This is a genomic window from Streptomyces globisporus C-1027 (genome assembly GCF_000261345.2).
In the GTDB taxonomy this organism is placed as follows: Bacteria; Actinomycetota; Actinomycetes; order Streptomycetales; family Streptomycetaceae; genus Streptomyces; species Streptomyces pakalii.
Map to the genome: position 1 here is coordinate 6505469 of NZ_CP013738.1, position 23326 is coordinate 6528794.

Below are 23326 nucleotides of genomic sequence, written 5' to 3' on the forward strand. Positions count from 1 at the left end.
CGTCTCCGTGTTCGGTTCGCGGACGGGGGCGAGGGGGGCCGATCGGCGTTCTCCGCCGCTCAGCCCTTCACGGCACCGGCGGCGAAGCCGGACGTGACATGGCGCTGGAGCAGCAGGAAGATCACCAGGGCGGGCAGCGCGAAGAGGGTGGAGGCGGCCATCGTGGCGCCCCAGTCGGTGCCGAAGGTGTTCTGGAAGGAGGACAGCCAGACCGGCAGCGTCCGGTTGTCCTGCTGCTTGATGATCAGGAAGTTGGCGTAGGCGAACTCGTTCCAGGCGGTGATGAAACCGAACAGTGAGGTCGCCATCAGCCCCGGGGCCAGCAGCGGCATCGCCACCCGCCAGAACGCCCCGGTCCGGGTGCAGCCGTCGACCTGCGCCGCCTCCTCCAGCTCCGGCGGGATCGTCCCGATGAAGCCCCGCAGCACCACGACGGTGAACGGCAGCGTGATCATGAAGTAGATCAGCGTCAGCGTCGGCAGCCGGTCGAGCATGTTCGTGTCCCGGGAGATGATGTAGACGGGGATGATCAGCGACTCCCAGGGCGCCATCTGCGCGATGAAGATCATCAGCATGAACTGCCGCCGGCCCCGCCACCGCAGCCGCGCCACGGCGTACGCCGCGCCCAGCGCCACCAGCAGCGCCAGCAGGACCGCCCCCAGCGTCACGAGGATGCTGTTGCGCCAGAACAGCGCGAACCCGTCGGCGTCCACGGCCCGTTGGAAGTGGGCGACGGTCCAGGTGTGCGGGAAGAGCTGCGGGTCCGACGACTGGATGTCCTTCGACGGCTTGAAGGCCGTGGAGATCATCCAGTACACGGGGAAGAGGCAGATCACGACGGTGACGGCGGCGGCGATGTGCAGCGGAAGGCGCCGGAGCCGAAGGCGTACGACAGGTGAGTTCATCGGGTCTCGTCCTCCTGGCGGAGCATCTGGCGGAAGTAGAGGACGAGCACCCCGGACATCAGGACCACGGTGACCATCGAGGCTGCGGAACCCAGGTCGTAGCGCTGGCTGGAGAGCGCGGTCTGCACGGCGTAGACCGGCAGGATCGTCGTGGCGTCGCCCGGCCCGCCCCGGGTCATCACCCAGATCTGGACGAAAGCCTTGAACGTCCAGATCACCTCCAGCGACACCACCAGCAGGAAGATCGGCCGCAGGATCGGGAAGGTGACCGAGCGGAAGATCCGCCCCGCGCCCGCCCCGTCCAGCCGCGCCGACTCGTACAGCTCGGGGGAGACGGTGGTCAGTGCCGAGTACAGGGTGATCGCGGCGAACGGCACCGACTGCCAGACGATGAGCGTGACCAGGATCGCGAAGGCCGCTGTGCCGTTGGCGAACCACGGATAGCGGTCGAAGGAGTCGAGGCCGAGCGAGGTCAGCGACCAGTTGACGATGCCGAACTCGGAGTGGAACAGCCACTGGAAGACGGTGGTCGCCGCGACCACCGGCATCGCCCAGGCCAGCACGAGCGAGCACAGCACCACCGTCCGCCCGATCCGGCCCAGCCGCTCCACCATCAGGGCGACCAGGGTGGCGATCACCATGATCAGGACGACGTTGACCGCCATGAAGAGGAAGGTGCGGCGGACCACCTCCCAGAAGCGCGGGTCCGTCAGCAGCGTCCGGTAGTTCCGCAGGCCGACGAAGTCCCCGTCACCGGCGATCAGTTGGCGCAGCCGGAAGTCCTGGAACGAGATCAGGACGGCCCGCACCAGCGGGTAGACCAGCAGATAGAGCATGCCGCCGACCGCGGGGGCGACCAGGGCGTACGGCCAGAGGTTCCTGGCCCTGCCCGTTCCCCCGCGGCGGGGCGGGGACGTGCGCACGGCGAGGCGCGGGGCCGGGCGTCGCCGGGGGGCGCTGGGTACGGTCCGCTGGTCGACGACCGGCACGGCACGCCTCCTTTCTCGAAGCGGGGAGAGGGCGGATCGGGGTCAGGAACCGGCGTTCATGGCCCGGGTGATGTCCTGCGAGGCCTTCGCGGCCTCCTTCGCCGGATCGCCTCCGGTGAGCACCGCCGTCATGTAGTCCTTGATCGGGTTCTCCGCCTCGACCGCCGCCCAGCCCGGGGTGTTGGGTGTGGCGTGCCCGTTGGCCGCGCCGACCGCCATCGCGGCGGCCCCCGGATCGTCGGCCACGGCGGAGGCCAGCGAGGTCCGGTTCGGTACGTAGCTCATGGCGACGGCGAGCTTCTTCTGCCAGGTGTCCCCGGTCAGCTCCTTGATGAAGGTGACCGCCTCGTCGGGGTGGGCCGCGGCGGCCGGCACGACCAGGTCGGAGCCGCCGGTGAAGACCGCGCCCGGGGTGTCCGCCGACTTGCCCGGGATCGGGAAGAAGGCGAGCTTGCCCTTGAGTTCGGGGTTGTTCTCCGCGATGACGTTGGCCCCGCCCGGAGTGGAGATGACCTGGGCCACCTGGCCCTGCGCCATCACCTCGGCCTGCGGCGGATCGTCCTCGTCGGAGTCCTTGGGGCCCTTGCCGAGCGCCTGGAGCTCCTCGTAGAACGCCATGCCGCGCAGCGCCTCGGGGGTGTCGAGCGCGCCGGACCACTTCCCGCCGGACTCGGCTGCGAGGTCGCCGCCCTCGTCCCAGATGAACCCGGCCAGCGCGTACCACATCTGTCCCGGCAGGTAGATGCCCTGCGTGCCGCCCTTGTTGAGCTTCGTCGTGGCGTCGATCCACTGCTCGCGGGTCGTGATCCCGGCCGCGTCGACGCCCGCCTTCTCGAACAGGTCGGTGCGGTAGATGACCACCCGGTTCGCCGCGTAGTACGGGATGCCGTACTGCTTGCCCCCGTACGAGCCCGGCTCGGCCAGGCCGCTCAGCCAGTCCTCGCCGTTCAGCTCGTCCTTCCGGTCGCTCAGGTCGAGCAGTCCGCCGCTCTCCGCGAACTGGGCCACCTGGGTGTTGCCCGCCTCGATGACGTCCGGGGCGTCGTTGCTGGCCAGGGCGGCTGTGATCTTCTGGCCGATCCCGTCCCACTCCTGGATCTGGATCTTCACGTCGATCGTCGGGTGGCGTTTCTCGAAGTCCGCGGTGAACTCCTTCTGGAACTGCGCCGAGACACTGTCGCGCATCAGCCACACATCCACCGTCGTCCGGCCGTCCCCGTTCGCGGAGTCCGGTCCGGACGACGAACTACAGGCACTGAGCGCGGCGGTCAGGGCAAGCACGGACCCACCGGCGAGCAAGCGGTACTTCACGGTTCACCTCGGAAGCGATACGGATCGGGAAGCAGAGCGGATCGGACGGACCTGACGAGGCCTGACCACCTGACCAGTGAGCCTCACTGGACAGCTCGCCTGTCGGTGGTGGATGAAGGTGGCATAGACCAATGGGGTCGTCAACCCCTCGCGTACAACGGGGAATTGGTGATCTCGCCGTAACGCAGGCATCTGATCCTGCCGTGGCAAGCGCTACACTTCACCTGACCAGCAGGCCAGTTGGGGTGGCGGGATGGTCAACTGGTAAGGAAAATGCCGGTCGTCGGGAGGGGAGACCATGGACACGGATGTGCCGGGGACGGTGCTCAAACGGGAGCGGACCCGCGATGCCGTACTGGAGCTGATCGAGTCGCGCAGCCCCGGGGACGCCATCCCCTCGGAGCGCGCCCTGTGCGCCCTGCTCGGCGTCTCCCGGCCCACGGTGCGCGCGGCGGTCGACGAGCTGGTCGCCGCCGGGCTCCTGGTGCGCGAGCACGGCCGGGGCATGTTCGTCGCCCCCGCCAAGATCACCCAGGAGCTGGTCTCCGGGGACCGCGCGCTCAGCGTGCCGCAGGCGGCGGGCGCCTGGTCGAGCCGGCTGCTGGAGTTCACCACGCTCCAGGCGGGGGCCCGCGTCGGCCGCAAGCTGCGCATGTCACCGGCCGCCGAGATCGTCTACGTGGCGCGGCTGCGGCTGGTCGACGGTGCGCCGATGGCCATCGAGCACCTGCACATCCGGGCGGAGCTGGTGCCGGGGCTCAGCGCGCAGGAGCTGGAGAGCGGCGATCTGTACGAGCATCTGCGCGCCACCCACGGCGTGCACGTCCACGAGGCGGTGCAGGCGATCGAACCCACCGTCGTCACCCGCGCCGAGGCCGGACTGCTCGACGTCCCGGAGCTGTCCCCGGCGCTGCTCTTCGAGCGGCTGACGTCCGACACCACGGGCCGGCCGGTGGAGTACGTCCACTCGCTCTACCGGGGCGACCGCTACCGGATCGTCTCCCGGCTCGCGCTCGGCCCGGCGGCCGAGGTGGCCCCCGACCTGGAGGGGCACCACCCGGGTATCCCGCCCGGCGACTTCGCCCACGGCGACCCCATCGCCTCGTCGACCAGGGGGGACATCCAGGCGGCAGGCTGATCGCCCGTCACCTCCCGGCGTTGCAGAGGATGCAACTCATGTTGCGCCTCTTGCCGTGCGGGCTTCGGCGGGCCAGGGTGGCGGACGCATCCGAAGCAGCCGACCCCCACCCGAGGTGCCTCGCATGAAGCCGTCCCCCCACCCGTCCTCCGGCCCCGAACGCCCCGCGCCCGCCCTCCCCGCCCTTCCCGGTCGCCGGGGCTTCCTCGGCGGCCTGCTGGCCACCGCCGCCCTGGCAGCCGCGGGGCCCGCCCTCGCCACCCCCGCCCGCGCCGTAGCCCGCCCGGCCCCCGCGCCCGCCCCGCGCGCCGCCCGCCCGCTGCTCCTCGGCACGTACACCTCCGAGGCGGGAGGCGGCACCGGCATCGGCACCGCCGCGTACGACACGGCCACCAGTGCGATCACTCCGGGCCCCGTGATCACCGGCGTCGACAACCCCTCCTACCTGGCCCTCCACCCCTCCGGCTCCACCGTCTACGCAGTCGCCGAGCAGGAAGCCGGCGCGGTCACCGCCGTGGGACGCGCGCCGGACGGGGCGTACGAGGTGCTCGGCAGCCGCTCCACCGGCGGTTCCGGGACCACCCACCTCTCCGTCCACCCGTCCGGGCGCTGGCTGCTGAGCGCGAACTACGGCTCCGGCAGCGTCGCCGTGCACCCGATCGCCGGGGACGGCTCGCTGGGCGAGCGCACCGACCTGGTCACCCATAGCTCGCCGCCGCCCGGACCCGGCCAGGGCGGACCGCACGCCCACCAGATCGTCACGGACCCCGACGGAGGCCATGTCCTCGCCGTCGACCTGGGCACCGACACCGTGTACACGTACGCACTCGACGAGTCCGCCGGGACGCTCACCGAGGTCTCCCGCGCCGCTCTGGCGCCCGGCTCCGGCCCCCGCCACCTGGCCTTCCACCCCGGCGGGCGCTTCGCCTACCTGGCCTGCGAGCTGGACAACACCCTGGTCGTCTGCGCGTACGACCCCGCCACCGGAGCCCTCACCCCGGGGCGGGGTCAGTCCACCGGCACGGGATCCGGCACCAGCTACCCCGCCCAGCCGGTCGTCACCGGCGACGGGGCGTACGTCTACCTCGCCAACCGGGGCCCCAACAGCCTCACCCGTTACGCCGTGGAAAACGACGGGGCGGCCCTCCGGCTGCTGGACGCCGTGCCCGTCGGCGGCGACTGGCCCCGGCAGCTCGCCCTGTCCCCGGACAGCACCCTGCTCTTCGCCGCCAACCAGCGCTCCTCCACCGTCACCGTCTTCGGCGTCGGCCCCGACGGCTCCCTCACCGCCGTCGGCGACCCCTTCCCGTCGCCGGTCGCGGTCTGCGTCCTGCCGCTCCCGTGACCACCGCCGTACGGGGCCCCGCGCACACCGGGGGCGGGGCACCGGGCAGCGGTTACAGTCGTGGCCGAGCCGCGCGCCCGCACCCGCGGCGAGGACATCAGGGAGGCACAGTGCGCTTGAGGGTGGAATTCACCACCGAGCCCTTCGATCTCGACGAGGCGCCCACCCACGCGGTGGTGGCCCGGGAGGTGATCCAGGGCGCCGAGCTGGACGCCGTCGACGTCGGCCCCTTCGGCAACACCGCGGAAGGGGGCGCGGACGAGGTGCTCACCGCCGTGGACTCCCTGCTGCGCCAGGCCCTGGCCTCGGGCGCCACCCGGGTCTCGCTCCAGGTGAACGTGATCGAGGAGGAGATCCGGTGACCGAATCCGCCGATAACGTTCCGGTCACCGTCGACCACCCCTTCGTATCGGCCGTCAAGCCGCTCGTCGACGCGATGGGCGCCGAGCTGCTGGGCCCCGAGCAGGCCCAGCCGGACGATGTGGTGCTCGCCTGGGAGGGCCAGGACGTCATAGCCGTACGCCTGCCCCAGCTCTCCGACTCGCTGGACCACATCCTCGCCGCGATGGAGCGACGGCACGGGATGCCGCTCTCCGACCTGGACCGCAAGGCCAAGCAGAGCGTCGTCCGGACCCTGGAGGCACGCGGTGCCTTCTCCGTACGGCACGGCGTGGAGACCGTGGCCGGCGCCCTGGGCGTATCCCGGTTCACCGTGTACAACTATCTGAACCGGGAACATTCGGCCAAGGGTGAGTAGTTGGCCGAACCCGCCGAACACACAGGAAAGCCGCCGTCCGCATGCCGGGACGGCGGCTTTCTTCGTTCGCGAGATTTCAACAAAGTGTTGACGTCGTGTTGCGGAGGGCGTTAGCTATCCGCAGCCCGAACAACGCACAGCGAAAAACAGCCACGGAGGCTCCCGTGACTTCGAGCTCCACACCGGGCCTGGCCCGGTTCAACACCCTGGCGGACGGCGAGGCCACCCCCGCACTGCACGAGGTGTGTGCCAGTGCGACCTGGGGAAACGCGATCCTCGCCGGGCGTCCGTACGCCACCGAAGAAGCCCTGCTCTCCGCGAGCGACGCCGCGATGGCGACGCTCACCGCGGAGGATCTGGCCGAAGCGATGGCCGGCCACCCGCCGATCGGCCGCCCGAAGCCCGGCGACCCGACCTCCTCCCGCGAGCAGCGGGGGATGGCCGGCGCCTCCGAGGAGCTCAAGACCGAGATGCTCGAACTGAACCTGGCCTACCAGGAGCGGTTCGGACATGTCTTCCTGATCTGCGCCACCGGCGCCACCGGTGAGCAGATGCGCGACGCGGTGAAGTCCCGGATCGGGAACTCGCCCGAGCAGGAGCAGGAGATCGTGCGCACCGAACTGGGCAAGATCAACCGCATCCGGCTGACCCGTCTCGTGACGGAGGCCCTCGCAGAGGACGCCCCCGCACAGGACTCTTGAGATCTAGGAGAGTGACGGTCTTGAGTACCGACACGACCGCATCGGTGTCCACCCACATCCTGGACACCAGCATCGGCCGCCCCGCCGCGTCCGTCGCCGTCTCGCTCGCCGCCCGCAGCGGAAGCGACGCGCCGTACGTGACGCTCGGAGCGTCCGCGACCGATGCGGACGGGCGTTGCAAGGACCTGCCGGCGCTGCCGGAGGGCACCACCCATGTGCGTCTCGCATTCGACACCGAGACGTACTTTTCCAAGAAGCAAGCCGAGGCGCAGCAGGACGCCCCCCGCGTAAGGGACAGCGGTGCGTTTTTCCCCGAGGTGACCATCGCGTTCGCGGTCTCTCCGGGCGAGCACTACCACGTACCGCTGCTGCTCAACCCGTTCGGCTACTCCGTTTACCGAGGGAGCTAGCACCGACATGCCCACGATTCTCGGCCAGAACCAGTACGGCAAAGCAGAGAACCGCGTCGTCAAGATCACGCGGGACGGCGACACCCACCACATCAAGGACCTGAACGTCTCTGTCGCCCTCTCCGGCGACATGGACGACGTGCACTACTCCGGCTCCAACGCCAACGTCCTGCCGACCGACACCACCAAGAACACGGTGTTCGCGTTCGCCAAGGAGCACGGGATCGAGTCCGCCGAGCAGTTCGGCATCCACCTCGCCCGGCACTTCGTCTCCTCGCAGGAGCCGATCCACCGCGCCCGGATCCGGATCGAGGAGTACAGCTGGGAGCGCATCGCGACCTCCGACGGCAACTCCAAGTTCATCGGCGCCGACGAGGTCAGGCACTCCTTCGCCCGCAAGGGCATGGAGACCCGCGTCTCCCAGATCACCTACGACGGTGAGAACTGGGAGGTCATCTCGGGCCTCAAGGACCTGACGGTGATGAACTCGACCAACTCCGAGTTCTGGGGCTACGTCAAGGACAAGTACACGACGCTCAAGGAGGCGTACGACCGCATCCTCGCGACGGACGTCTCGGCCCGCTGGCGCTACAACTGGACCAGCGACGAGCAGCGCATGCCGAACTGGGAGAAGTCCTACGAGCAGGCGCGCAAGCACATGCTCCACGCCTTCGCCGAGACGTACTCCCTCTCGCTCCAGCAGACCCTCTACCAAATGGGTTCGCGCATCATCAACAGCCGCAGCGAGATCGACGAGATCCGCTTCTCGCTGCCGAACAACCACCACTTCCTGGTGGACCTCGAACCGTTCGGCCTCAAGAACGACAACGAGGTCTACTTCGCGGCGGACCGTCCCTACGGTCTGATCGAGGCCACCGTGCTCCGGGACGGCGTCGAGCCGAAGATCCCGGTCGACATGACCAACCTCTGACGCGGCACTGAACCGGCCGCCGTCCGCCCGCAGACGGGCGGCGGCCGGTCATCCCGGAGGGAACACCCATGGCACAGCCTGCAACGGGGCCGGCCGAAAGCCCAGGCAAAGACCCCTCGAAAACCCTCGTCGACTCGGCGGTTCACCCGGTCGACGAAAAGCTTCCCCCCGCGCGGCTCGTCCCCGCCGCGCTCCAGCACATCGCCGCCATGTACGCGGGCGTCGTCACCCCTCCGCTCATCATCGGCCAGGCCGTCGGCCTGGACACCGCCGGCATGACCCGGCTCATCGCGGCCAGCCTCCTGATCGCCGGACTCGCCACCATCCTCCAGACGATCGGCCTCGGCCCCTTCGCCGGAAACCGGCTCCCCTTCGTCAACGCCGCCTCCTCCGCCGGGATCGCGCCGATGCTCGCCATCGCCGAGACCAGCGCACCGGGCCACCAACTCCCCGCGATCTACGGGGCGGTGCTCGTCGCCGGAGTGTTCTGCCTGGCCGTCGGTCCCTTCTTCGGCCGGCTGCTGCGCTTCTTCCCCCCGCTCGTCACCGGCGTGGTCATCACCCTCATCGGCGTCACCCTCATGCCCGTGCCCGTCGCCTGGGCGCAGGGCGGCGACGCCACCGCCGACGACTTCGGCGCCATGAAGTACCTGGCGCTGGCCGCCTTCACCCTCGTCGTCATCCTGCTCGTCCAGCGCTTCGGCCGCGGCTTCCTCAAGCAAGTCGCTCTGCTGGTGGGCATGTTCGTCGGCACGCTGGCCGCGATCCCGTTCGGACTCGCCGACTTCTCCGCGCTGAAGTCCGCCCCGCTCGCCGCCCTGCCGACCCCCTTCGCCTTCGGAGCGCCGGAGTTCCAGCCCGCCGCGATCCTCTCGCTCTGCATCGTCATGCTCGTCCTGATGACGGAGTCCTCCGCCGGGATGCTCGCCCTCGGCGAGATCTGCGAGCGCCGCACCGACGGGCGTACGATCACCCGCGGCCTGCGCACCGACGGCATCGCCACCCTCCTCGGTCCGGTCTTCGGCGGCTTTCCCACCAGCGCCTTCGCCCAGAACGTCGGGGTCGTCTCACTGACCCGCGTCCGCAGCCGGTACGTCGTCGCGGCGGCGGGCGGAGCCCTGCTGATCCTCGGTGCCTTCCCGGTGCTCGGCGCGGTCGTCTCGCTCGTGCCCATGCCCGTCCTCGGCGGCGCCGGCATCGTCCTCTTCGGCTCCATCGCCGTGAGCGGCATCCGTACGCTCTCCGAGGCGGGCCTCGACGACAGCTCCAACATCATCCTGGTGGCCGTCGCCCTCGGCGCGGGCATCATCCCGCTCGCCGCGCCCACCTTCTACGCCGGTTTCCCGGCCTGGGCGCAGACCGTCCTCGGCTCCGGGATCAGCGCGGGAGCACTGGTCGCGGTCGTGCTCAACCTGTTCTTCCATCATCTCGGCACCCACAGCCGTAACGCTGTGGCACTCAAATCCTCCTAGGGTCCTGCCGTGCCCACATCGCCACAGAGAGAAGAAGGAAGCGCCATGGCAGCTTCGGCAGACCCTCAGCGCATCGTCATCGAGAACTGTTCGATCGCCACCGTCGACGCCCACGACACGGAATACGCCTCCGGGTACATCGTCGTGGCGGACAACCGCATCGAGTCCATCGGCGCGGGCAAGGCACCGGAGGGCCTGACCGGTGTCGTCCGCCGCATCGACGGCACCGGGCACCTCGCCACCCCCGGCCTGGTCAACACCCACCACCACTTCTACCAGTGGATCACCCGGGGCCTGGCCACCGACCACAACCTCTTCAACTGGCTGGTCGCCCTCTACCCGACCTGGGCGCGCATCGACGAGCCGATGGCCCGCGCCGCCGCGCAGGGCTCGCTCGCGATGATGGCCCGCGGCGGGGTCACCACCGCCATGGACCACCACTACGTCTTCCCGAAGGGCTCCGGCGACCTGTCCGGCGCCATCATCGGGGCCGCCCGTGAGATGGGCGTACGGTTCACCCTCGCCCGGGGCTCCATGGACCGCAGCGAGAAGGACGGCGGCCTGCCCCCGGACTTCGCCGTCGAGACCCTGGAGGGTGCGCTCGCCGCCACCGAGGCGACGATCGACGCCCACCACGACGTCTCCTTCGACGCGATGACCCAGGTCGCCGTCGCGCCCTGCTCGCCCTTCTCGGTCTCCACCGAACTGATGCGCCAGGGCGCCGAGCTGGCCCGCCGCAAGGGTGTGCGGCTGCACACCCACGGCTCGGAGACCGTCGAGGAGGAGCAGTTCTGCAAGGAGCTGTTCGGGATGGGCCCGACCGAGTACTTCGAGTCCACCGGCTGGCTCGGCAGCGACGTGTGGATGGCCCACTGCGTCCACATGAACGACTCGGACATCGCCGCCTTCGCCCGTACGGGAACCGGCGTCGCCCACTGCCCGTCCTCCAACGCCCGCCTCGCCGCCGGCATCGCCCGGGTCCCCGACATGCTCGCCGCCGGTGTACCCGTCGGCCTCGGTGTGGACGGCACCGCGTCCAACGAGTCCGGCGAACTCCACACCGAGCTGCGCAACGCGCTGCTCATCAACCGCCTCGGCGCCCACCGCGAGGCCGCCCTGAACGCCCGTCAGGCCCTGCGCCTCGGGACCTTCGGAGGGGCCCAGGTCCTGGGCCGCGCCGACCAGATCGGCTCCCTGGAGGCCGGCAAGCTCGCCGACCTCGTCCTGTGGAAGCTGGACACCCTGGCCCACTCCTCGATCGCCGACCCGGTGACCGCGCTCATCTTCGGCGCGGCCGCCCCGGTGACCCTCTCCCTCGTCGACGGCAAGCCGGTCGTCGAGGGCAACCACCTCACCACGGTGGACGAGGACGCGATCGCCCGCGTCACCCGCGACGAGGCCCGCCGCCTCGCGCAGATCGCCGCCGGGGCCTGACCCCCGGCGGTATCCCCGACCGGCCGGTCGAGGGGGACGGCCCGAGACCGGCCGCCGTGGGCCCGAGCGGGGTCCACGGCAGCCGGTCCGGCGGACGCACGCATGGTGCGCGTCCGCCGGACCGGTGATGAACGCTGCCCGCACACACCCCCGTGCGCGCCCCTTCCGCACCCCCCTCTGCACGACCTGCACCACCTGAGAGAGCCGCAAGCACCGCTGCACCACTTACGCACCACCTCCTTGACCCCCACGTCGCCGACGACGTGTAACCGACCGGAGGAACCGCCGTGGCCGCTAAGCCCAGGTTTCGCAAAGACGCAGACGCAGCCTCCCCCGACGTGACGGACGACGCCGTCACGGAAGCAGAAGCGGGTGACGGCCGGAAACATCCGGTCGACGAAACCCTCCCCCCACTGAAGATGTTCACCAGCGGCCTCCAGCACGTGGCCGCCATGTACGCGGGCGTGGTGGCCCCGCCGCTCATCGTGGGGCCGGCCGTCGGCCTCACCGCCAAGGAGACCGCCTTCCTGATGGGGGCGAGCCTGTTCACCGCGGGCATCGCCACCCTGCTCCAGACCATCGGCTTCTGGAAGGTCGGCGCCCGGCTGCCCTTCGTCAACGGCGTCTCGTTCGCCGGGGTCGCCCCGATGATCGCGATAGGCAAGGACCGGGGCCACGACGGGATAGCCGTGATCTTCGGCGCGATCATCGTCGCGAGTCTTCTGGGCTTCGTCCTCGCCCCGTACTTCTGCAAACTGGTGCGCTTCTTCCCGCCGGTCGTCACCGGCACCGTGATCACCCTGATCGGCGTCTCGCTCCTCCCGGTCGCCTTCAACTGGTCCCAGGGCGGCAACGCCACGGCCGACGACTACGGTTCGATGACCAACATCACCATGGCCGCGGTGACCCTGGTCATCGTGCTGGCCCTGCGCAAGCTGCTGCGCGGCTTCCTCCAGCAGATCGCGATCCTGCTCGGCCTGGTCATCGGCACGCTCATCGCCATCCCCGCCGGTATCACCGACTTCGGCGCCATCAAGGAAGCCGACGTGGTGGGCTTCCCGACCCCGTTCGCCTTCGGCGCCCCGCAGTTCGAGATCGCGGCCATCATCTCCATGTGCATCGTGATGCTCGTCTGCATGACCGAGTCCACGGCCGACATGCTGGCCCTCGGCAAGATCGTCGGCCGCCCGGCGGACGAGAAGATCATCGAGGGCGGTCTGCGCGCCGACACGCTCGGCAGCGCCATCAGCCCGCTCTTCAACGGCTTCATGTGCAGCGCCTTCGCGCAGAACGTCGGCCTCGTCGCCATGACGAAGATCCGCAGCCGCTTCGTCGTCGCGGCGGGCGGCGGCATCCTCATCGTCCTCGGCCTGGTCCCCGTCGCGGCCTCGGTCATCGCCCTCGTACCGCTGCCGGTGCTCGGCGGCGCGGGCATCGTCCTCTTCGGTACGGTCGCGGCCAGCGGCATCCAGACCCTCGCGACCGCTGCCATGGAGAAGGGCGAGAACGCGCTGATCGTGGCGGCGGCCCTCGGTATCGGCCTGATCCCGATCGCGGCGCCGCAGTTCTACCACGCCTTCCCGGAGAGCCTGCTGGTCGTCCTCGACTCGGGCATCTCCACCGGCTGCGTGGTGGCGATCGTGCTGAACCTCGCCTTCAACCACTTCGGCCGCAAGCCGGACGCGGCGGACGAGGAGCAGCAGCCCGGCGAACACGTGGTGCCGGCGGCCGCCGGGGTGGGCGTCCACTGATCCCTGGGGGATGTCCGCCTCGTGACAGCGGCCCGGTGGGACCCCGCACGGTCCCGCCGGGCCGGCGCGCGTCCGGGGGCCGTGGCACGGCCCGCCGCCGGTCGGCGGTAGCGTCGGGGGCATGGAAGATCAGTCTGTTGTGGATGTCGGCGATGTGCGCCTCGCGTACCGGGCCTGGGGCGACGCGTTCGGCTCGCCCGTCGTGCTGCTGCACGGCCTCGGCGGTTCGGCCGCGAACTGGGAGGCGGCCGGCACCCTGCTGGGCCAGGAGTGGCGGGTCTACGCCCTGGACCTGCGGGGCCACGGCGAGAGCGACTGGCCCGACGACTACGACCTGGAGCTGATGGCCGAGGACGTCGTGGGCTTCCTCGACGAACTGGAGCTGGACCGCGTCGGCCTCGTCGGCCACGGTATGGGCGGCGTCGTCGCCCGGCTGGTGGCCCAGGAGCACTCCGACCGGGTGGAGCGGCTGGTGCTGGTGGAGACCCCGGCACCGTTCCCCGGCGACCCGGGCCCGGCCGGCCGTGCCGAGGGCCCGGTGGACTACGACGAGAACGCGGTCCCCGCCGTCCACGACCAGCTCGCCGATCCCGGCCCGGACGCGGCCGAGCACCTCGGCGACATCGTCTCCCCGACGCTGATCATCACCGGGGGCCCGGAGAGCGAGATGGAACAGCACCGCCAGGCGGACGTGGCCGCCCTCGTCCCGGACTGCCGTCTGATCACGGTCCCGGGCGGCCACCGGATGCACGAGACCCGGGCGGACCAGGTGGCGGCGCACATCACGGAGTTCTTCACCAGCTGAGTGGCTCGGCCCCGCCCGGGTGCGCGCGGCGGCGGGTCAGGGGCGGATGATCCGGCGGACCAGTTCCGGCGTCCACTCGACGTACTCGATCTCCGCTCCGTCGGCGTGCCGGGCGTAGAGGAACCGCCCCGTCGGCCCGGCGGTCTCCGGAGTGGTGATCGTGGCGTCGGCGCGCTTCAGGGTGGCCTGCAGAGCGCCCAGGTCGTCGACGACGACCGTCGCGGAGGCGTGGGCGTACCGCGCGCGCTCCTCGGCCGGGCCCGCGATGACCAGGAAGTTCCCGATGGCGGCGAGGGCGATCTCCTCGAAGGCCGTGCGCAGATGGGGCTGCTCGCCGGTCAGTTCCTCCAGCAGCGGCAGTGCCTGGTCGAGGTCGTCGGCCCAGAGGCGTGCGTAGGTTTTGAGGATGGTCATGAGGGGGCGCTCCCAGCGGTCTTTCCCGTGTGCTGTCCCGTGCCCTGGAAACCGTAGGCGGGCAGGTCCTTCACGGGGAAGAAGGCACTTTTCGGTGAGAGAGGCACCTGGACGAAACCGAGCGGCGCCCCCCGGTCCGCGTGGCGGCGGCTGGTCTCAGCCGCCCGGCCGCCAGTCCGGACGCCGGCCGCTGAGCGCGATCACCCGGTCCAGCAGCGGGGCGTCGGCCGGCACCGGGACGGGTGGCGCGAAGATGCCTCCGCGGTCCGGGTCGTCCTCGTCCGGGGCGAGCAGCACCTCGCAGGACCGCAGCTCGTCCTCGCCCGCCCCGTACGGCCGGCCGGTCGAGCGGGCCAGGTCCCAGCCGTGGATCACGAGTTCGTTGAGCGCGACGGCCCCGGCCACCTCGCCGGGCAGTTCGATCCCGCCCGCCCGGGTCATGCCCGTCCAGGCGTCGGGCGAGCGCCAGGCCGCCGCCACCTCCTCCAGCCGCCGGGGCAGCACCTCGCGCCAGTCGTCGTCGAGGACGGGGAGGGCCGCGTCGGGGGAGGTGGCCGTGCTCGGCCCGAGGTCCTTGCGGGCGGCGTCGCGGAAGGCGGTGGCCAGCCCGGTGAGATGGCCGAGCAGTTCCCGTACGGCGTAGTCGGGGCAGGGGGTGGGGCCGTCCAGCGCGCCGTCGCCGACCGTTCCGAGCAGTTCGGTGATCCGCCGGGCGGCCGGTTCCAGGTCGGGCAGGCCGGCGGCCGACGGGGCGGTCTCATGTGCGGCAGGCGCGGGGGTCTCATGCGTGTCCATACAGAGAAGACACCTCCACCACCGGAAACTCATCGGTCGACGGACCGCCCGGAGAGGCGCGGCGGGTGACGCAACCCGGCACATAGCGGAAGGTTCCCGGCCGGACTCTTGTCGGAGGCCCCCACGTCATGTCATACAGGTCTGGACCATTGCTGTCCGGATGGAAGGCACCACCGTGCAACGCCCCCACATATCTGCCGCGTTGGCCTGTTCCGCCCTGCTTCTCACCCCCCTCCTCGCCGCCTGCGGTGGTTCCGCCGAAGCCGACACCCAGCCGCCCGGCACGCCGGAGAACGTGACCGCCCAGGCCAGCAGCTCCACCTCGGTGCACGTCATGTGGAAGGCCGCCCCCGACGACGAGAAGGTCGCCGGGTACGAGGTCTACCGGGGAAAGAGCAAGGTCAAGAGCGTCCCGGTGACGAAGACCATGATCGACGTCGACGGTCTCACCGCCTCGACGGACTACACCTTCAGCGTCCGGGCCAAGGACACGGCCGGGAACCTCTCCGCGCCCAGCAAGGCCGTCCCCGTCACCACCCAGGCCACCCCGCCCAAGGACGACGAGCCCCCCACCACCCCGGCGAAGCTGACGGGCCGCGCCGACGGAAGCCGTGGAGCCACGCTCACCTGGGGTGCGGCCAAGGACGACGTCGGTGTCACCTCGTACGACATCTACCAGGAGGACTCCCGGATCCACAGCGTCCCCGCCTCCGCGACCACGGCGAAGCTCACGGGGCTGCGCCCGGGGACCGTCTACACCTTCACCGTCCGGGCCCGGGACGCCTCCGACAAGTCCTCGGCCGACAGCAACACCCTCGACCTCACCACCGCGTCCGCCCCCGGCGCCCCCGCGAGCACCGCCCCCACCGGCCTGCGGACCGAAGCGGCCAAGGCGGGCGACCTGTTCACCCTGGACCTGTCCTGGGACCAGCCCGACACGGGCGGGACCATCCCCGCCTACGAGCTGTACATGAACGGCAAGCTGACCACCACCATCGTCTGGGGCGGTACGCCCCCCAAGGGCCGTGCCACCTACCGGCTCGACCTCCCCGACCCGGCGGGCACCCGCTACTCGGTGAAGCTCAGGGCGAAGCTCCCGGACGGCAAGTGGGGCGACTTCTCGGCCCAGCGGACGGTGGTCCTGGCGGACTGACGATCCAGGGGGCAGGCAGCAGGTCATCCTCACAAGGGGTCAGGCGACAGCCCCGTCCCTGGCGCTGTGCGGTGCCGGGGACGGGGCCGTGCTTCGTTCACGCGGTTCGGATCAGCGCAGCTGCTCGTACGCGGGCAGCGTCAGGAAGTCCGCGTAGTCCTGGTCCAGGGAGACCTGGAGCAGGAGGTCGTGGGCCTGCTGCCACTTGCCGGCGGTGAAGGTCTCCTCGCCGATCTCCTCGCGGATGGCGGCCAGTTCCTCGGCGGCGACCTTGCGGGCCAGGTCCGCGGTGGCGTGCTCGCCGTTCTCGAAGACCACGTCCGCGTTGATCCACTGCCAGATCTGGGAGCGGGAGATCTCGGCGGTGGCCGCGTCCTCCATCAGGTTGAAGATGGCGACCGCGCCCAGGCCGCGCAGCCAGGCCTCGATGTAGCGGATGCCGACCGCGACGGCGTTGCGCAGGCCGTCGTACGTGGGGCTCGCGTCGAGCGAGTCGATGGCGATCAGGTCGCCCGGGGCCACCGAGACGTCCTCACGCAGCCGGTCCTTCTGGTTGGGCTTCTCGCCGAGGACCGCGTCGAAGGAGGCCAGGGCGATCGGGACCAGGTCGGGGTGGGCGACCCAGGAGCCGTCGAAGCCGTCGTTCGCCTCGCGGTCCTTGTCCGCCTTGACCTTCTCGAAGGCCACCTTGTTGACCTCGGCGTCGCGGCGCGAGGGGATGAAGGCAGCCATGCCGCCGATCGCGTGCGCACCGCGCTTGTGGCAGGTGCGGACCAGGAGTTCGGTGTACGCCCGCATGAACGGGGCGGTCATCGTGACCGCGTTGCGGTCCGGCAGGACGAACTTGGCGCCGCCGTCACGGAAGTTCTTGACGATGGAGAAGAGGTAGTCCCAGCGGCCCGCGTTCAGCCCGGCGGCGTGGTCGCGCAGCTCGTAGAGGATCTCCTCCATCTCGTACGCGGCGGTGATCGTCTCGATCAGGACCGTCGCGCGGACCGTGCCCTGCGGGATGCCGACGTAGTCCTGGGCGAAGACGAAGATGTCGTTCCAGAGGCGGGCCTCCAGGTGCGACTCCGTCTTCGGCAGGTAGAAGTACGGGCCCTTGCCGAGGTCGATCAGCCGCTGCGCGTTGTGGAAGAAGTAGAGGCCGAAGTCGACCAGCGCGCCGGGCACGGAGACGCCGTCCAGCTGGAGGTGACGCTCCTCCAGGTGCCAGCCGCGCGGCCGCATGACCACCGTGGCCAGCTCGTCGGCGGACTTCAGCGCGTACGACTTGCCGGACTTCGGGTCGGTGAAGTCGATGCGGCGCTCGTAGGCGTCGGTGAGGTTGAGCTGGCCGAGGACGACGTTCTCCCACGTGGGGGCGGACGCGTCCTCGAAGTCGGCGAGCCAGACCTTCGCGCCCGAGTTCAGGGCGTTGATGGTCATCTTGCGGTCGGTCGGACCGGTGATCTCCACCCGGCGGTCGTTCAGCGCCGCCGGGGCGGACGCGACCTTCCAGGAGTCGTCCGCGCGGACCGCCGCCGTCTCGGGCAGGAAGTCCAGCGTGGAGGTGCGGGCGATCTCGGCGCGGCGCTCACCGCGCCGGGCGAGCAGCTCATTGCGGCGCGGGGTGAACTGCCGGTGCAGCTCGGCCACGAACGCGAGGGCCGCGTCGGTCAGGACCTCTTCCTGCCGGGGCAGGGGCTCGGCATCGACGATGGCCAGCGTGGACGGCGCTGGTGCGGACATGAGCTGTCACTCCTTCAGCGGGCGGCGGCGTCTCGACGGCCGCCGGGTCGCCTGAGACGGCACGGCGTGCCATGGCTCCGAGATACGGCCGTGGGTGCCGTCTGAGGTTCAGAGGGCTTCTGACCAGTGGATAGTAGTTTCCTCATGGTGGAAGTTCAATGGTTTGTTGATGTCGAGATTCTCCGGGTCGACAGAAACGGGCCGACGGCGGCGCAGCGTGCCAGTGCGGCCACGCACGGTTGACCGCCCTCGACGGACCGCCCCGCCGACGGCGGCTTCGCGTCACTCCAGGTGCTTGAGGTCCTGCGAGGTGTCGATGTCGTACGCCTCGGCCACATCCGAACACTCCACGAGCGTGATCGCATCGCGGTGCTCCCGCAGATAGCTCCGCGCGCCCTGGTCGCCGACGGCCGCCGCCGCGATGTCCGGCCACCGGTCGGCCCCGAACAGCACCGGATGGCTCCGCTCCCCGCCGTACGAGGCTGCCGCCAGGCTCGTGCGCGAGCTGTACGCGAGCCGCACCCGCGCCACCGCCTCCGCGCCGATCCCCGGCTGATCGACCAGGAGGACGAGCGCCGCATCCGCGTCCGTCGCCGTCAGGGCCGCCAGACCCAGCCGGAGCGAGGAGCCCATCCCCTCCTCCCAGCCCGGGTTCACGCTCACCGAGCAGCCCGTGAGATCCGCCCGGGCCCGCACCTCCTCGGCCGCCGCGCCCAGCACCACGTGGAGCGGGCCGCAGCCGCCGTTGCGCAGGGAGCGCACCGCGTGCTCGATCAGCGGGCGGCCCCGGTGCTCCAGCAGCGCCTTCGGGCGGCCGCCGAGCCGACGGCCCCCTCCGGCGGCCAGTAGCACCCCCGCGACCTCGGGGTTCGTCGCCCTGTGCGGCCTGTCCGTCGCCATGTCCTCAACCATGAGGTCTGGATACCACTGAGTCCTTCGCACACGCGACACGCATGTCACCCTCAGGGGTAACCCTGATTTCTTTCCGTGGGCTGGCGCGCACTGCCTGTTATGGCGTTAACTTGCGGGCGAACCCGGGGACTTGGCCACCACCCCGGATTCGGGGGAGACACCGGCACAAGGACGTGCGAGGGGGAGTGCTGTGTTGCGAAGCGTGGGACAGAAGCCGCTGACCGGCAGCGGCGAGGACCCGAGAGTGGCCGAGCTGCGGATGGCCGTCTCGCGGCTGCGCCGGGAGCTGGCCGGTCTCTGGACCGACTTCCCCGACCGGCCGATCGCCGAGGACGAGCTGGCGGCCCTGGACGCGATGGCCGTCAGCGGTGTCCCGGAGATCCCCCGTATGCGCCGTTCCCTGCTGCTGATCGCGGGGGCGATCGGCTCGGTGAGCGCGGTGGCGGCGGCCCTGCGCGAGGTGCGCAACGCGGTCGACCTCTTCGGCGAGCCCCCGCGCGGCTGAACGCCCCCGCGGAGCGCCCGGCCGGATGACCCGCCGGGTGACCCGCCGGGCATGTCCCGTCAGCGGCGGATGAGCCGGCGGGCCGTGGCCGCCGCGACCGCCGACGTACGGGAGTCGACGCCCAGCTTGGCGTAGATGTGGACCAGGTGGGACTTCACCGTGGCCTGGCTCAGGAACAGCCGCTTGCTGATCCGCAGGTTCGACAGGCCCTCCCCGACCAGCTGGAGCACCTCCAGCTCCCGCCGCGTCAGCGCCTCGGCCGGGGTGCGCATCCGGTCCATCAGCCGGTGCGCCACCGAGGGCGCCAGCGCCGAACGCCCCGCCGCCGCCGTGCGCACGGCGGCCGCCAGCTCCCGCGGCGGCGCGTCCTTCAGCAGATAGCCGCTCGCCCCGGCCTCGACCGCCGCCAGGATGTCCGCGTCGGAGTCGTACGTCGTGAGGATCAGGACCCGGGGGCCGTCCGGTGCGGCGGTGATCGTCGCCGTGGCCTCCGCACCGTGCATCCCCGCACCGAACTGCAGGTCCATCAGGACCACGTCGAAGCCGCCCGCCGCCGCCAGGGCGACGGCCTCCTCGGCGGTGGCGGCCTCACCGGCGACCCGGAAGCCCGGCTCGGTGTCCAGCAGCGCGCGCAGCCCCGCCCGGACCACCGGATGGTCGTCCGCGAGCAGCAGCCGGACCGTGTCCCCGCCCTCGCCCCCGCCCGCGCCCGAGCCCCGGGTCACGCCGCACGCTCCGCTTCCGCGACGGGCAGCGGCAGCGTGAGCGCCACCGCCGTGCCCTGGCCGGGCGCCGACTCCACGCTCAGCGCACCGCCGAGCGATCCGGCGCGCGCCCGCATCGCCGGCAGCCCGAAGCCGCCGTCACCGCCCTCGCCCCGCTCCTGGACCGGAGCCCCCGACGGGTCGAACCCCCGCCCGTCGTCCACGACGTCCAGCGCCACCGAGGTGTCCATGAAGCTCAGGGTGATCTCCGCCCGACGGGCCGCCGCGTGGCGCACCGTGTTGGCCAGCGCCGACTGGGCGGTCCGCAGCAGCGCCACCTCGTACGGGGTCGGCAGCTCCACCGGGGTGCCGCTGACCGCGAACCGCACGGTCAGCTCCGGGGCGGTCGTCCGCGCGCAGAGCCGCTCCAGCGCGGCGGCCAGCGACCCGCGCTCCAGGTCCGGCGGGGTCAGCGCCCGCACGAAGGAGCGAGCCTCGGCCAGATTGGCCTGCGCCGCCTCACGGGCGGCCCGTACGTGCGGGGCGGCCGGGGCGTTCCCGGGCAGCGAGCGTTCGGCGGCGCGCAGCAGCAACTGGATGCTGGACAGCCCCTGGGCCAGCGTGTCGTGGATCTCCCGGGCCAGGCGCTCGCGCTCGGCGAGCGTCCCGGCGGTACGTTCCGCCTCGGCTAGGTCCGCCCGGGTGGCGACCAGCTCCACGATCAGCTCCCGCCGGCGTTCGCTCTCCCGGAAGAGCGCGTCGTACCCGAGGACCGTGGCGACGGCGACCGCCGCGCCGATCAGCGGCCCGATGAACGCGCCGGGTTCGATCTCCTGCCGGTGCACGGCGAAGCTCGTGATCGCGGCGGCTGCGGTGACCACGACGGCGGGCAGCGCCCAGCGCATCGGCAGGAAGTGGAGCTGGAGGAAGTAGAGCGGGAAGGCCACCCACAGGGCGTCCGGCGACAGCACCAGCAGCACCGCCCACAGCGCCCACAACCCGCCCAGCCACCACGCCCCCGCCGGCGTTCCCGGCTGTACGGAGACCGGCGGCCGTACGGAGACGCCAGGCTGCGCGACGGAGGTGCCCGGCCGTTCGGAGGACGAGCGCGCCGCCCCCGCCGCGTACAGGGCCGCCGTCAGCAGCGTCACGGAAACGACCGCCGCCGTGTCCGGCGCGCCCTCGCCCACCGCGCGCACCACCACCAGGGCCAGCAGCCCCGCCAGCAGCGCGTGCAGACAGAGCCGCAGGGCAGCCGTGACGTGGGTGTGCGATCGCGAATCCATGGTCCGTCCAGCGTAGCCGCAGGCTCTCCGGACCCGGTCAATCGAAAGGTTGATCCCAGGCCCGTCCGCCGCGCGATGTTCTCCCGTCAGTCCCGGACGACGCTGGGGCCATGTTCGTCGCATGGAGAGACCTCCGCTTCGCCAAGGGCCGGTTCGCGCTCATGGGCTCGGTCGTGGTGCTGATCACGCTGCTCGTGGGCCTGCTGTCCGGCCTCACCGCCGGGCTCGCCCGGGAGAACACCTCGGCCGTCACCGGGCTCGACGCCGACCACCTGGCCTTCGCCGCGCCCCCGGACGGGCAGGCGGAGTCGTTCGCCGACTCGACCGTCCGGGAGGACGACTGGCGGGCCTGGGCCACCCGGCCCGGGGTCGAGGCCGCGCAGCCGGTCGGCATCCGCACCCTGAACGCCACCGCCGGTGAGCGGAGCGCCGCCGTGTCGGCCTTCGGCGTCGAACCGGACGGCACGCTCGGGCCGGACGGGATCGGCCCCGGGCGGGTCGTGCTCTCCGAGGAGGCGGCCGAGGAGCTGGGCGCCGCCGCCGGTGACCGGATCGCGCTCGGCGGGACCGAACGCGAGGTCGCCGCCTTGGCCACCGACGCCTCGTACAGCCACACGCCCGTCGTCTGGACCACGCTCGACGACTGGCAGCGGATCGGCCACGACGGCGCCGGGCCCGCCGAACAGGCGACCGTGATCGCGCTGACCACCACCGGCGGGGCGGACCTCGCGGCGGGGGACGCGGCGGCGGGGACCAGCACCCTCACCCTCGACGACTCCCTCACCGCCATCGGCTCCTACCAGGCGGAGAACGGTTCGCTCCAACTGATGCGCGGCTTCCTCTTCGCCATCTCCGCGCTCGTCATCGGGGCGTTCTTCACCGTCTGGACGATCCAGCGCAGCGGCGACGTCGCCGTACTGAAGGCGCTCGGCGCGTCGACCCCGTACCTCCTGCGCGACGCGCTGGGACAGGCCGTCGTGATGCTCGTCCTCGGTACGGGACTGGGCGCCGCCCTCGCCGCCGGGGCCGGTGCCTTGATCGGCGGGGGAGCCGTGCCGTTCGTCCTGGACGCGGCGACCGTCCTCGTCCCGGCCGCCGTGATGATCACCCTCGGCGCCCTCGGGGCCGCCCTGTCCGTCCGGCGGATCACCGCCGTCGACCCGCTCACCGCACTCGGGAGTGCCCGATGACGCTCACCCTGACCGACGTCACCCTCACCTACCCGGACGGCGAGGGCCGGCTCATCGCCCTGGACCGGGTGTCGCTGGACGTACCGCCGGGCACGCTCACCGCCGTCGTCGGGCCGTCCGGCTCGGGCAAGTCGAGCCTGCTCGCGGCCGCCGCCACCCTGGTCACCCCGGACTCCGGCGAGGTCGTGGTGGCCGGGACACCGACCGCCGGGCTGAGCCGCGCGGGGCGGGCGGCGCTGCGCCGGGACCGGATCGGCATCGTCTTCCAGCAGCCCAGCCTGCTGCCCTCGCTGACCGCCGCCGAACAACTCCAGGTCATGTGCCACCTGTCCGGGGGGTCCGCCCGCGGCGCCCGGCGCCGGGCCCTGGAACTGCTCGACGCGGTCGGGCTCGCCGACCGCGCCGGCCGGCGGCCGCACCAGCTCTCCGGCGGTCAGCGCCAGCGCGTCAACATCGCGCGGGCCCTGATGAACGAACCGGCGGTCCTGCTCGTCGACGAGCCGACCAGCGCGCTCGACCACGTACGCGGCGGGGCCGTGCTGGACCTGATCGTCACCCTGACCCGGGAGCGCGCCACCGCCACAGTGCTGGTCACGCACGACCGGGCCCACCTGGACCGGGTGGACCGCACGGTGACGATGGACGACGGACGGCTCACGGTCCCGGCCGGGGTGTGAAACGCCGGGG

Annotated in this window: 24 protein-coding genes; 15 read left to right on the forward strand and 9 right to left on the reverse strand. The window is 71.5% G+C overall.

What is annotated here, in order from left to right; translation table 11 throughout:
- Nucleotides 1–59 precede the first annotated feature (59 nt).
- The 3 genes from WQO_RS28670 to WQO_RS28680 are packed head-to-tail and all read right to left on the reverse strand — an operon-like array spanning nucleotide 60 to nucleotide 3205.
- Nucleotides 60–905 carry a carbohydrate ABC transporter permease gene (locus WQO_RS28670; RefSeq protein ID WP_010064260.1) on the reverse strand — a complete coding sequence of 282 codons (846 nt, stop codon included), beginning with the start codon at nucleotides 903–905 and terminating at the stop codon, nucleotides 60–62.
- Nucleotides 902–1894, reverse strand: coding sequence for a carbohydrate ABC transporter permease (locus WQO_RS28675; RefSeq protein ID WP_010064259.1), 993 nt, complete (start codon nucleotides 1892–1894; stop codon nucleotides 902–904). Before WQO_RS28675 ends, WQO_RS28670 begins: the two co-directional genes overlap by 4 nt.
- A 42-nt stretch (nucleotides 1895–1936) precedes the next feature.
- Nucleotides 1937–3205, reverse strand: a complete 1269-nt coding sequence (locus tag WQO_RS28680) for an extracellular solute-binding protein (protein WP_029182714.1) — start codon at nucleotides 3203–3205, stop codon at nucleotides 1937–1939.
- Nucleotides 3206–3503: 298 nt separating this feature from the next.
- On the opposite strand from WQO_RS28680, the gene WQO_RS28685 reads away from it, so the two are divergent.
- From WQO_RS28685 to WQO_RS28735, 11 genes are all read left to right on the forward strand, one after another.
- Nucleotides 3504–4343: a GntR family transcriptional regulator gene (locus WQO_RS28685; protein WP_010064255.1), complete on the forward strand. Its 840-nt coding sequence runs from the start codon at nucleotides 3504–3506 to the stop codon at nucleotides 4341–4343.
- 124 nt (nucleotides 4344–4467) lie between these two features.
- Nucleotides 4468–5688 (forward strand): lactonase family protein, encoded by a 1221-nt coding sequence (locus WQO_RS28690; protein ID WP_193407244.1) that lies wholly within the window; start codon nucleotides 4468–4470, stop codon nucleotides 5686–5688.
- Nucleotides 5689–5798: 110 nt separating this feature from the next.
- Nucleotides 5799–6050 (forward strand): YkoF family thiamine-binding protein, encoded by a 252-nt coding sequence (locus tag WQO_RS28695; RefSeq protein ID WP_006128581.1) that lies wholly within the window; start codon nucleotides 5799–5801, stop codon nucleotides 6048–6050.
- Nucleotides 6047–6445, forward strand: coding sequence for a helix-turn-helix domain-containing protein (locus WQO_RS28700; protein WP_010064252.1), 399 nt, complete (start codon nucleotides 6047–6049; stop codon nucleotides 6443–6445). The genes WQO_RS28695 and WQO_RS28700 overlap by 4 nt, the downstream gene beginning before the upstream one ends.
- A 164-nt stretch (nucleotides 6446–6609) precedes the next feature.
- The gene (gene uraD / locus WQO_RS28705) at nucleotides 6610–7146 is read left to right on the forward strand and encodes a 2-oxo-4-hydroxy-4-carboxy-5-ureidoimidazoline decarboxylase (RefSeq protein WP_010064251.1); all 537 of its coding nucleotides are present in this window, start codon (nucleotides 6610–6612) and stop codon (nucleotides 7144–7146) included.
- 20 nt (nucleotides 7147–7166) lie between these two features.
- Nucleotides 7167–7556, forward strand: coding sequence for a hydroxyisourate hydrolase (gene uraH / locus WQO_RS28710; RefSeq protein ID WP_010064250.1), 390 nt, complete (start codon nucleotides 7167–7169; stop codon nucleotides 7554–7556).
- 7 nt (nucleotides 7557–7563) lie between these two features.
- On the forward strand, nucleotides 7564–8487 hold the full coding sequence (gene pucL / locus WQO_RS28715; RefSeq protein ID WP_010064248.1) for a factor-independent urate hydroxylase: 924 nt from the start codon (nucleotides 7564–7566) through the stop codon (nucleotides 8485–8487).
- 68 nt (nucleotides 8488–8555) lie between these two features.
- Nucleotides 8556–9959, forward strand: coding sequence for a nucleobase:cation symporter-2 family protein (locus WQO_RS28720; protein WP_029182713.1), 1404 nt, complete (start codon nucleotides 8556–8558; stop codon nucleotides 9957–9959).
- Between the two features lie 45 nt (nucleotides 9960–10004).
- Nucleotides 10005–11393 (forward strand): 8-oxoguanine deaminase, encoded by a 1389-nt coding sequence (locus WQO_RS28725; RefSeq protein ID WP_010064246.1) that lies wholly within the window; start codon nucleotides 10005–10007, stop codon nucleotides 11391–11393.
- 338 nt (nucleotides 11394–11731) lie between these two features.
- A complete protein-coding gene (locus WQO_RS28730; RefSeq protein ID WP_010064245.1) occupies nucleotides 11732–13144 on the forward strand; it encodes a nucleobase:cation symporter-2 family protein in 1413 nt (470 codons plus the stop codon).
- Nucleotides 13145–13265: 121 nt separating this feature from the next.
- On the forward strand, nucleotides 13266–13949 hold the full coding sequence (locus tag WQO_RS28735) for an alpha/beta fold hydrolase (protein WP_032749323.1): 684 nt from the start codon (nucleotides 13266–13268) through the stop codon (nucleotides 13947–13949).
- Nucleotides 13950–13985: 36 nt separating this feature from the next.
- Here WQO_RS28735 and WQO_RS28740 read toward each other — a convergent pair whose 3' ends face one another.
- Together WQO_RS28740 and WQO_RS28745 are read right to left on the reverse strand one after the other, a co-directional pair.
- Nucleotides 13986–14363 carry a VOC family protein gene (locus WQO_RS28740; protein WP_010064243.1) on the reverse strand — a complete coding sequence of 126 codons (378 nt, stop codon included), beginning with the start codon at nucleotides 14361–14363 and terminating at the stop codon, nucleotides 13986–13988.
- Nucleotides 14364–14519: 156 nt separating this feature from the next.
- Nucleotides 14520–15158: a TIGR03086 family metal-binding protein gene (locus tag WQO_RS28745; RefSeq protein WP_058954130.1), complete on the reverse strand. Its 639-nt coding sequence runs from the start codon at nucleotides 15156–15158 to the stop codon at nucleotides 14520–14522.
- A gap of 160 nt (nucleotides 15159–15318) precedes the next feature.
- Between WQO_RS28745 and WQO_RS28750 the strand changes: the two genes are divergently transcribed.
- Nucleotides 15319–16311, forward strand: coding sequence for a fibronectin type III domain-containing protein (locus WQO_RS28750; RefSeq protein WP_032749321.1), 993 nt, complete (start codon nucleotides 15319–15321; stop codon nucleotides 16309–16311).
- Nucleotides 16312–16422: 111 nt separating this feature from the next.
- On the opposite strand, the gene aceB is transcribed toward WQO_RS28750, so the two are convergent.
- Both aceB and WQO_RS28760 read right to left on the reverse strand, forming a co-directional pair.
- Complete coding sequence (gene aceB / locus WQO_RS28755; protein WP_058954131.1) at nucleotides 16423–18042, reverse strand: malate synthase A; 1620 nt, start codon at nucleotides 18040–18042, stop codon at nucleotides 16423–16425.
- Nucleotides 18043–18324: 282 nt separating this feature from the next.
- Nucleotides 18325–18942, reverse strand: coding sequence for a nucleotidyltransferase family protein (locus tag WQO_RS28760; protein ID WP_029182710.1), 618 nt, complete (start codon nucleotides 18940–18942; stop codon nucleotides 18325–18327).
- Between the two features lie 214 nt (nucleotides 18943–19156).
- Between WQO_RS28760 and WQO_RS28765 the strand changes: the two genes are divergently transcribed.
- Nucleotides 19157–19459, forward strand: coding sequence for a DUF5955 family protein (locus tag WQO_RS28765; protein ID WP_010064237.1), 303 nt, complete (start codon nucleotides 19157–19159; stop codon nucleotides 19457–19459).
- A gap of 59 nt (nucleotides 19460–19518) precedes the next feature.
- Here WQO_RS28765 and WQO_RS28770 read toward each other — a convergent pair whose 3' ends face one another.
- Both WQO_RS28770 and WQO_RS28775 read right to left on the reverse strand, forming a co-directional pair.
- Nucleotides 19519–20184 (reverse strand): response regulator, encoded by a 666-nt coding sequence (locus tag WQO_RS28770; RefSeq protein WP_010064236.1) that lies wholly within the window; start codon nucleotides 20182–20184, stop codon nucleotides 19519–19521.
- Nucleotides 20181–21449 carry a sensor histidine kinase gene (locus WQO_RS28775; RefSeq protein WP_010064235.1) on the reverse strand — a complete coding sequence of 423 codons (1269 nt, stop codon included), beginning with the start codon at nucleotides 21447–21449 and terminating at the stop codon, nucleotides 20181–20183. Before WQO_RS28775 ends, WQO_RS28770 begins: the two co-directional genes overlap by 4 nt.
- Before the next feature lie 110 nt (nucleotides 21450–21559).
- On the opposite strand from WQO_RS28775, the gene WQO_RS28780 reads away from it, so the two are divergent.
- Nucleotides 21560–22639, forward strand: coding sequence for an FtsX-like permease family protein (locus WQO_RS28780; protein ID WP_010064234.1), 1080 nt, complete (start codon nucleotides 21560–21562; stop codon nucleotides 22637–22639).
- On the forward strand, nucleotides 22636–23316 hold the full coding sequence (locus WQO_RS28785) for an ABC transporter ATP-binding protein (protein ID WP_010064233.1): 681 nt from the start codon (nucleotides 22636–22638) through the stop codon (nucleotides 23314–23316). The genes WQO_RS28780 and WQO_RS28785 overlap by 4 nt, the downstream gene beginning before the upstream one ends.
- The last annotated feature ends 10 nt before the right edge of the window (nucleotides 23317–23326 follow it).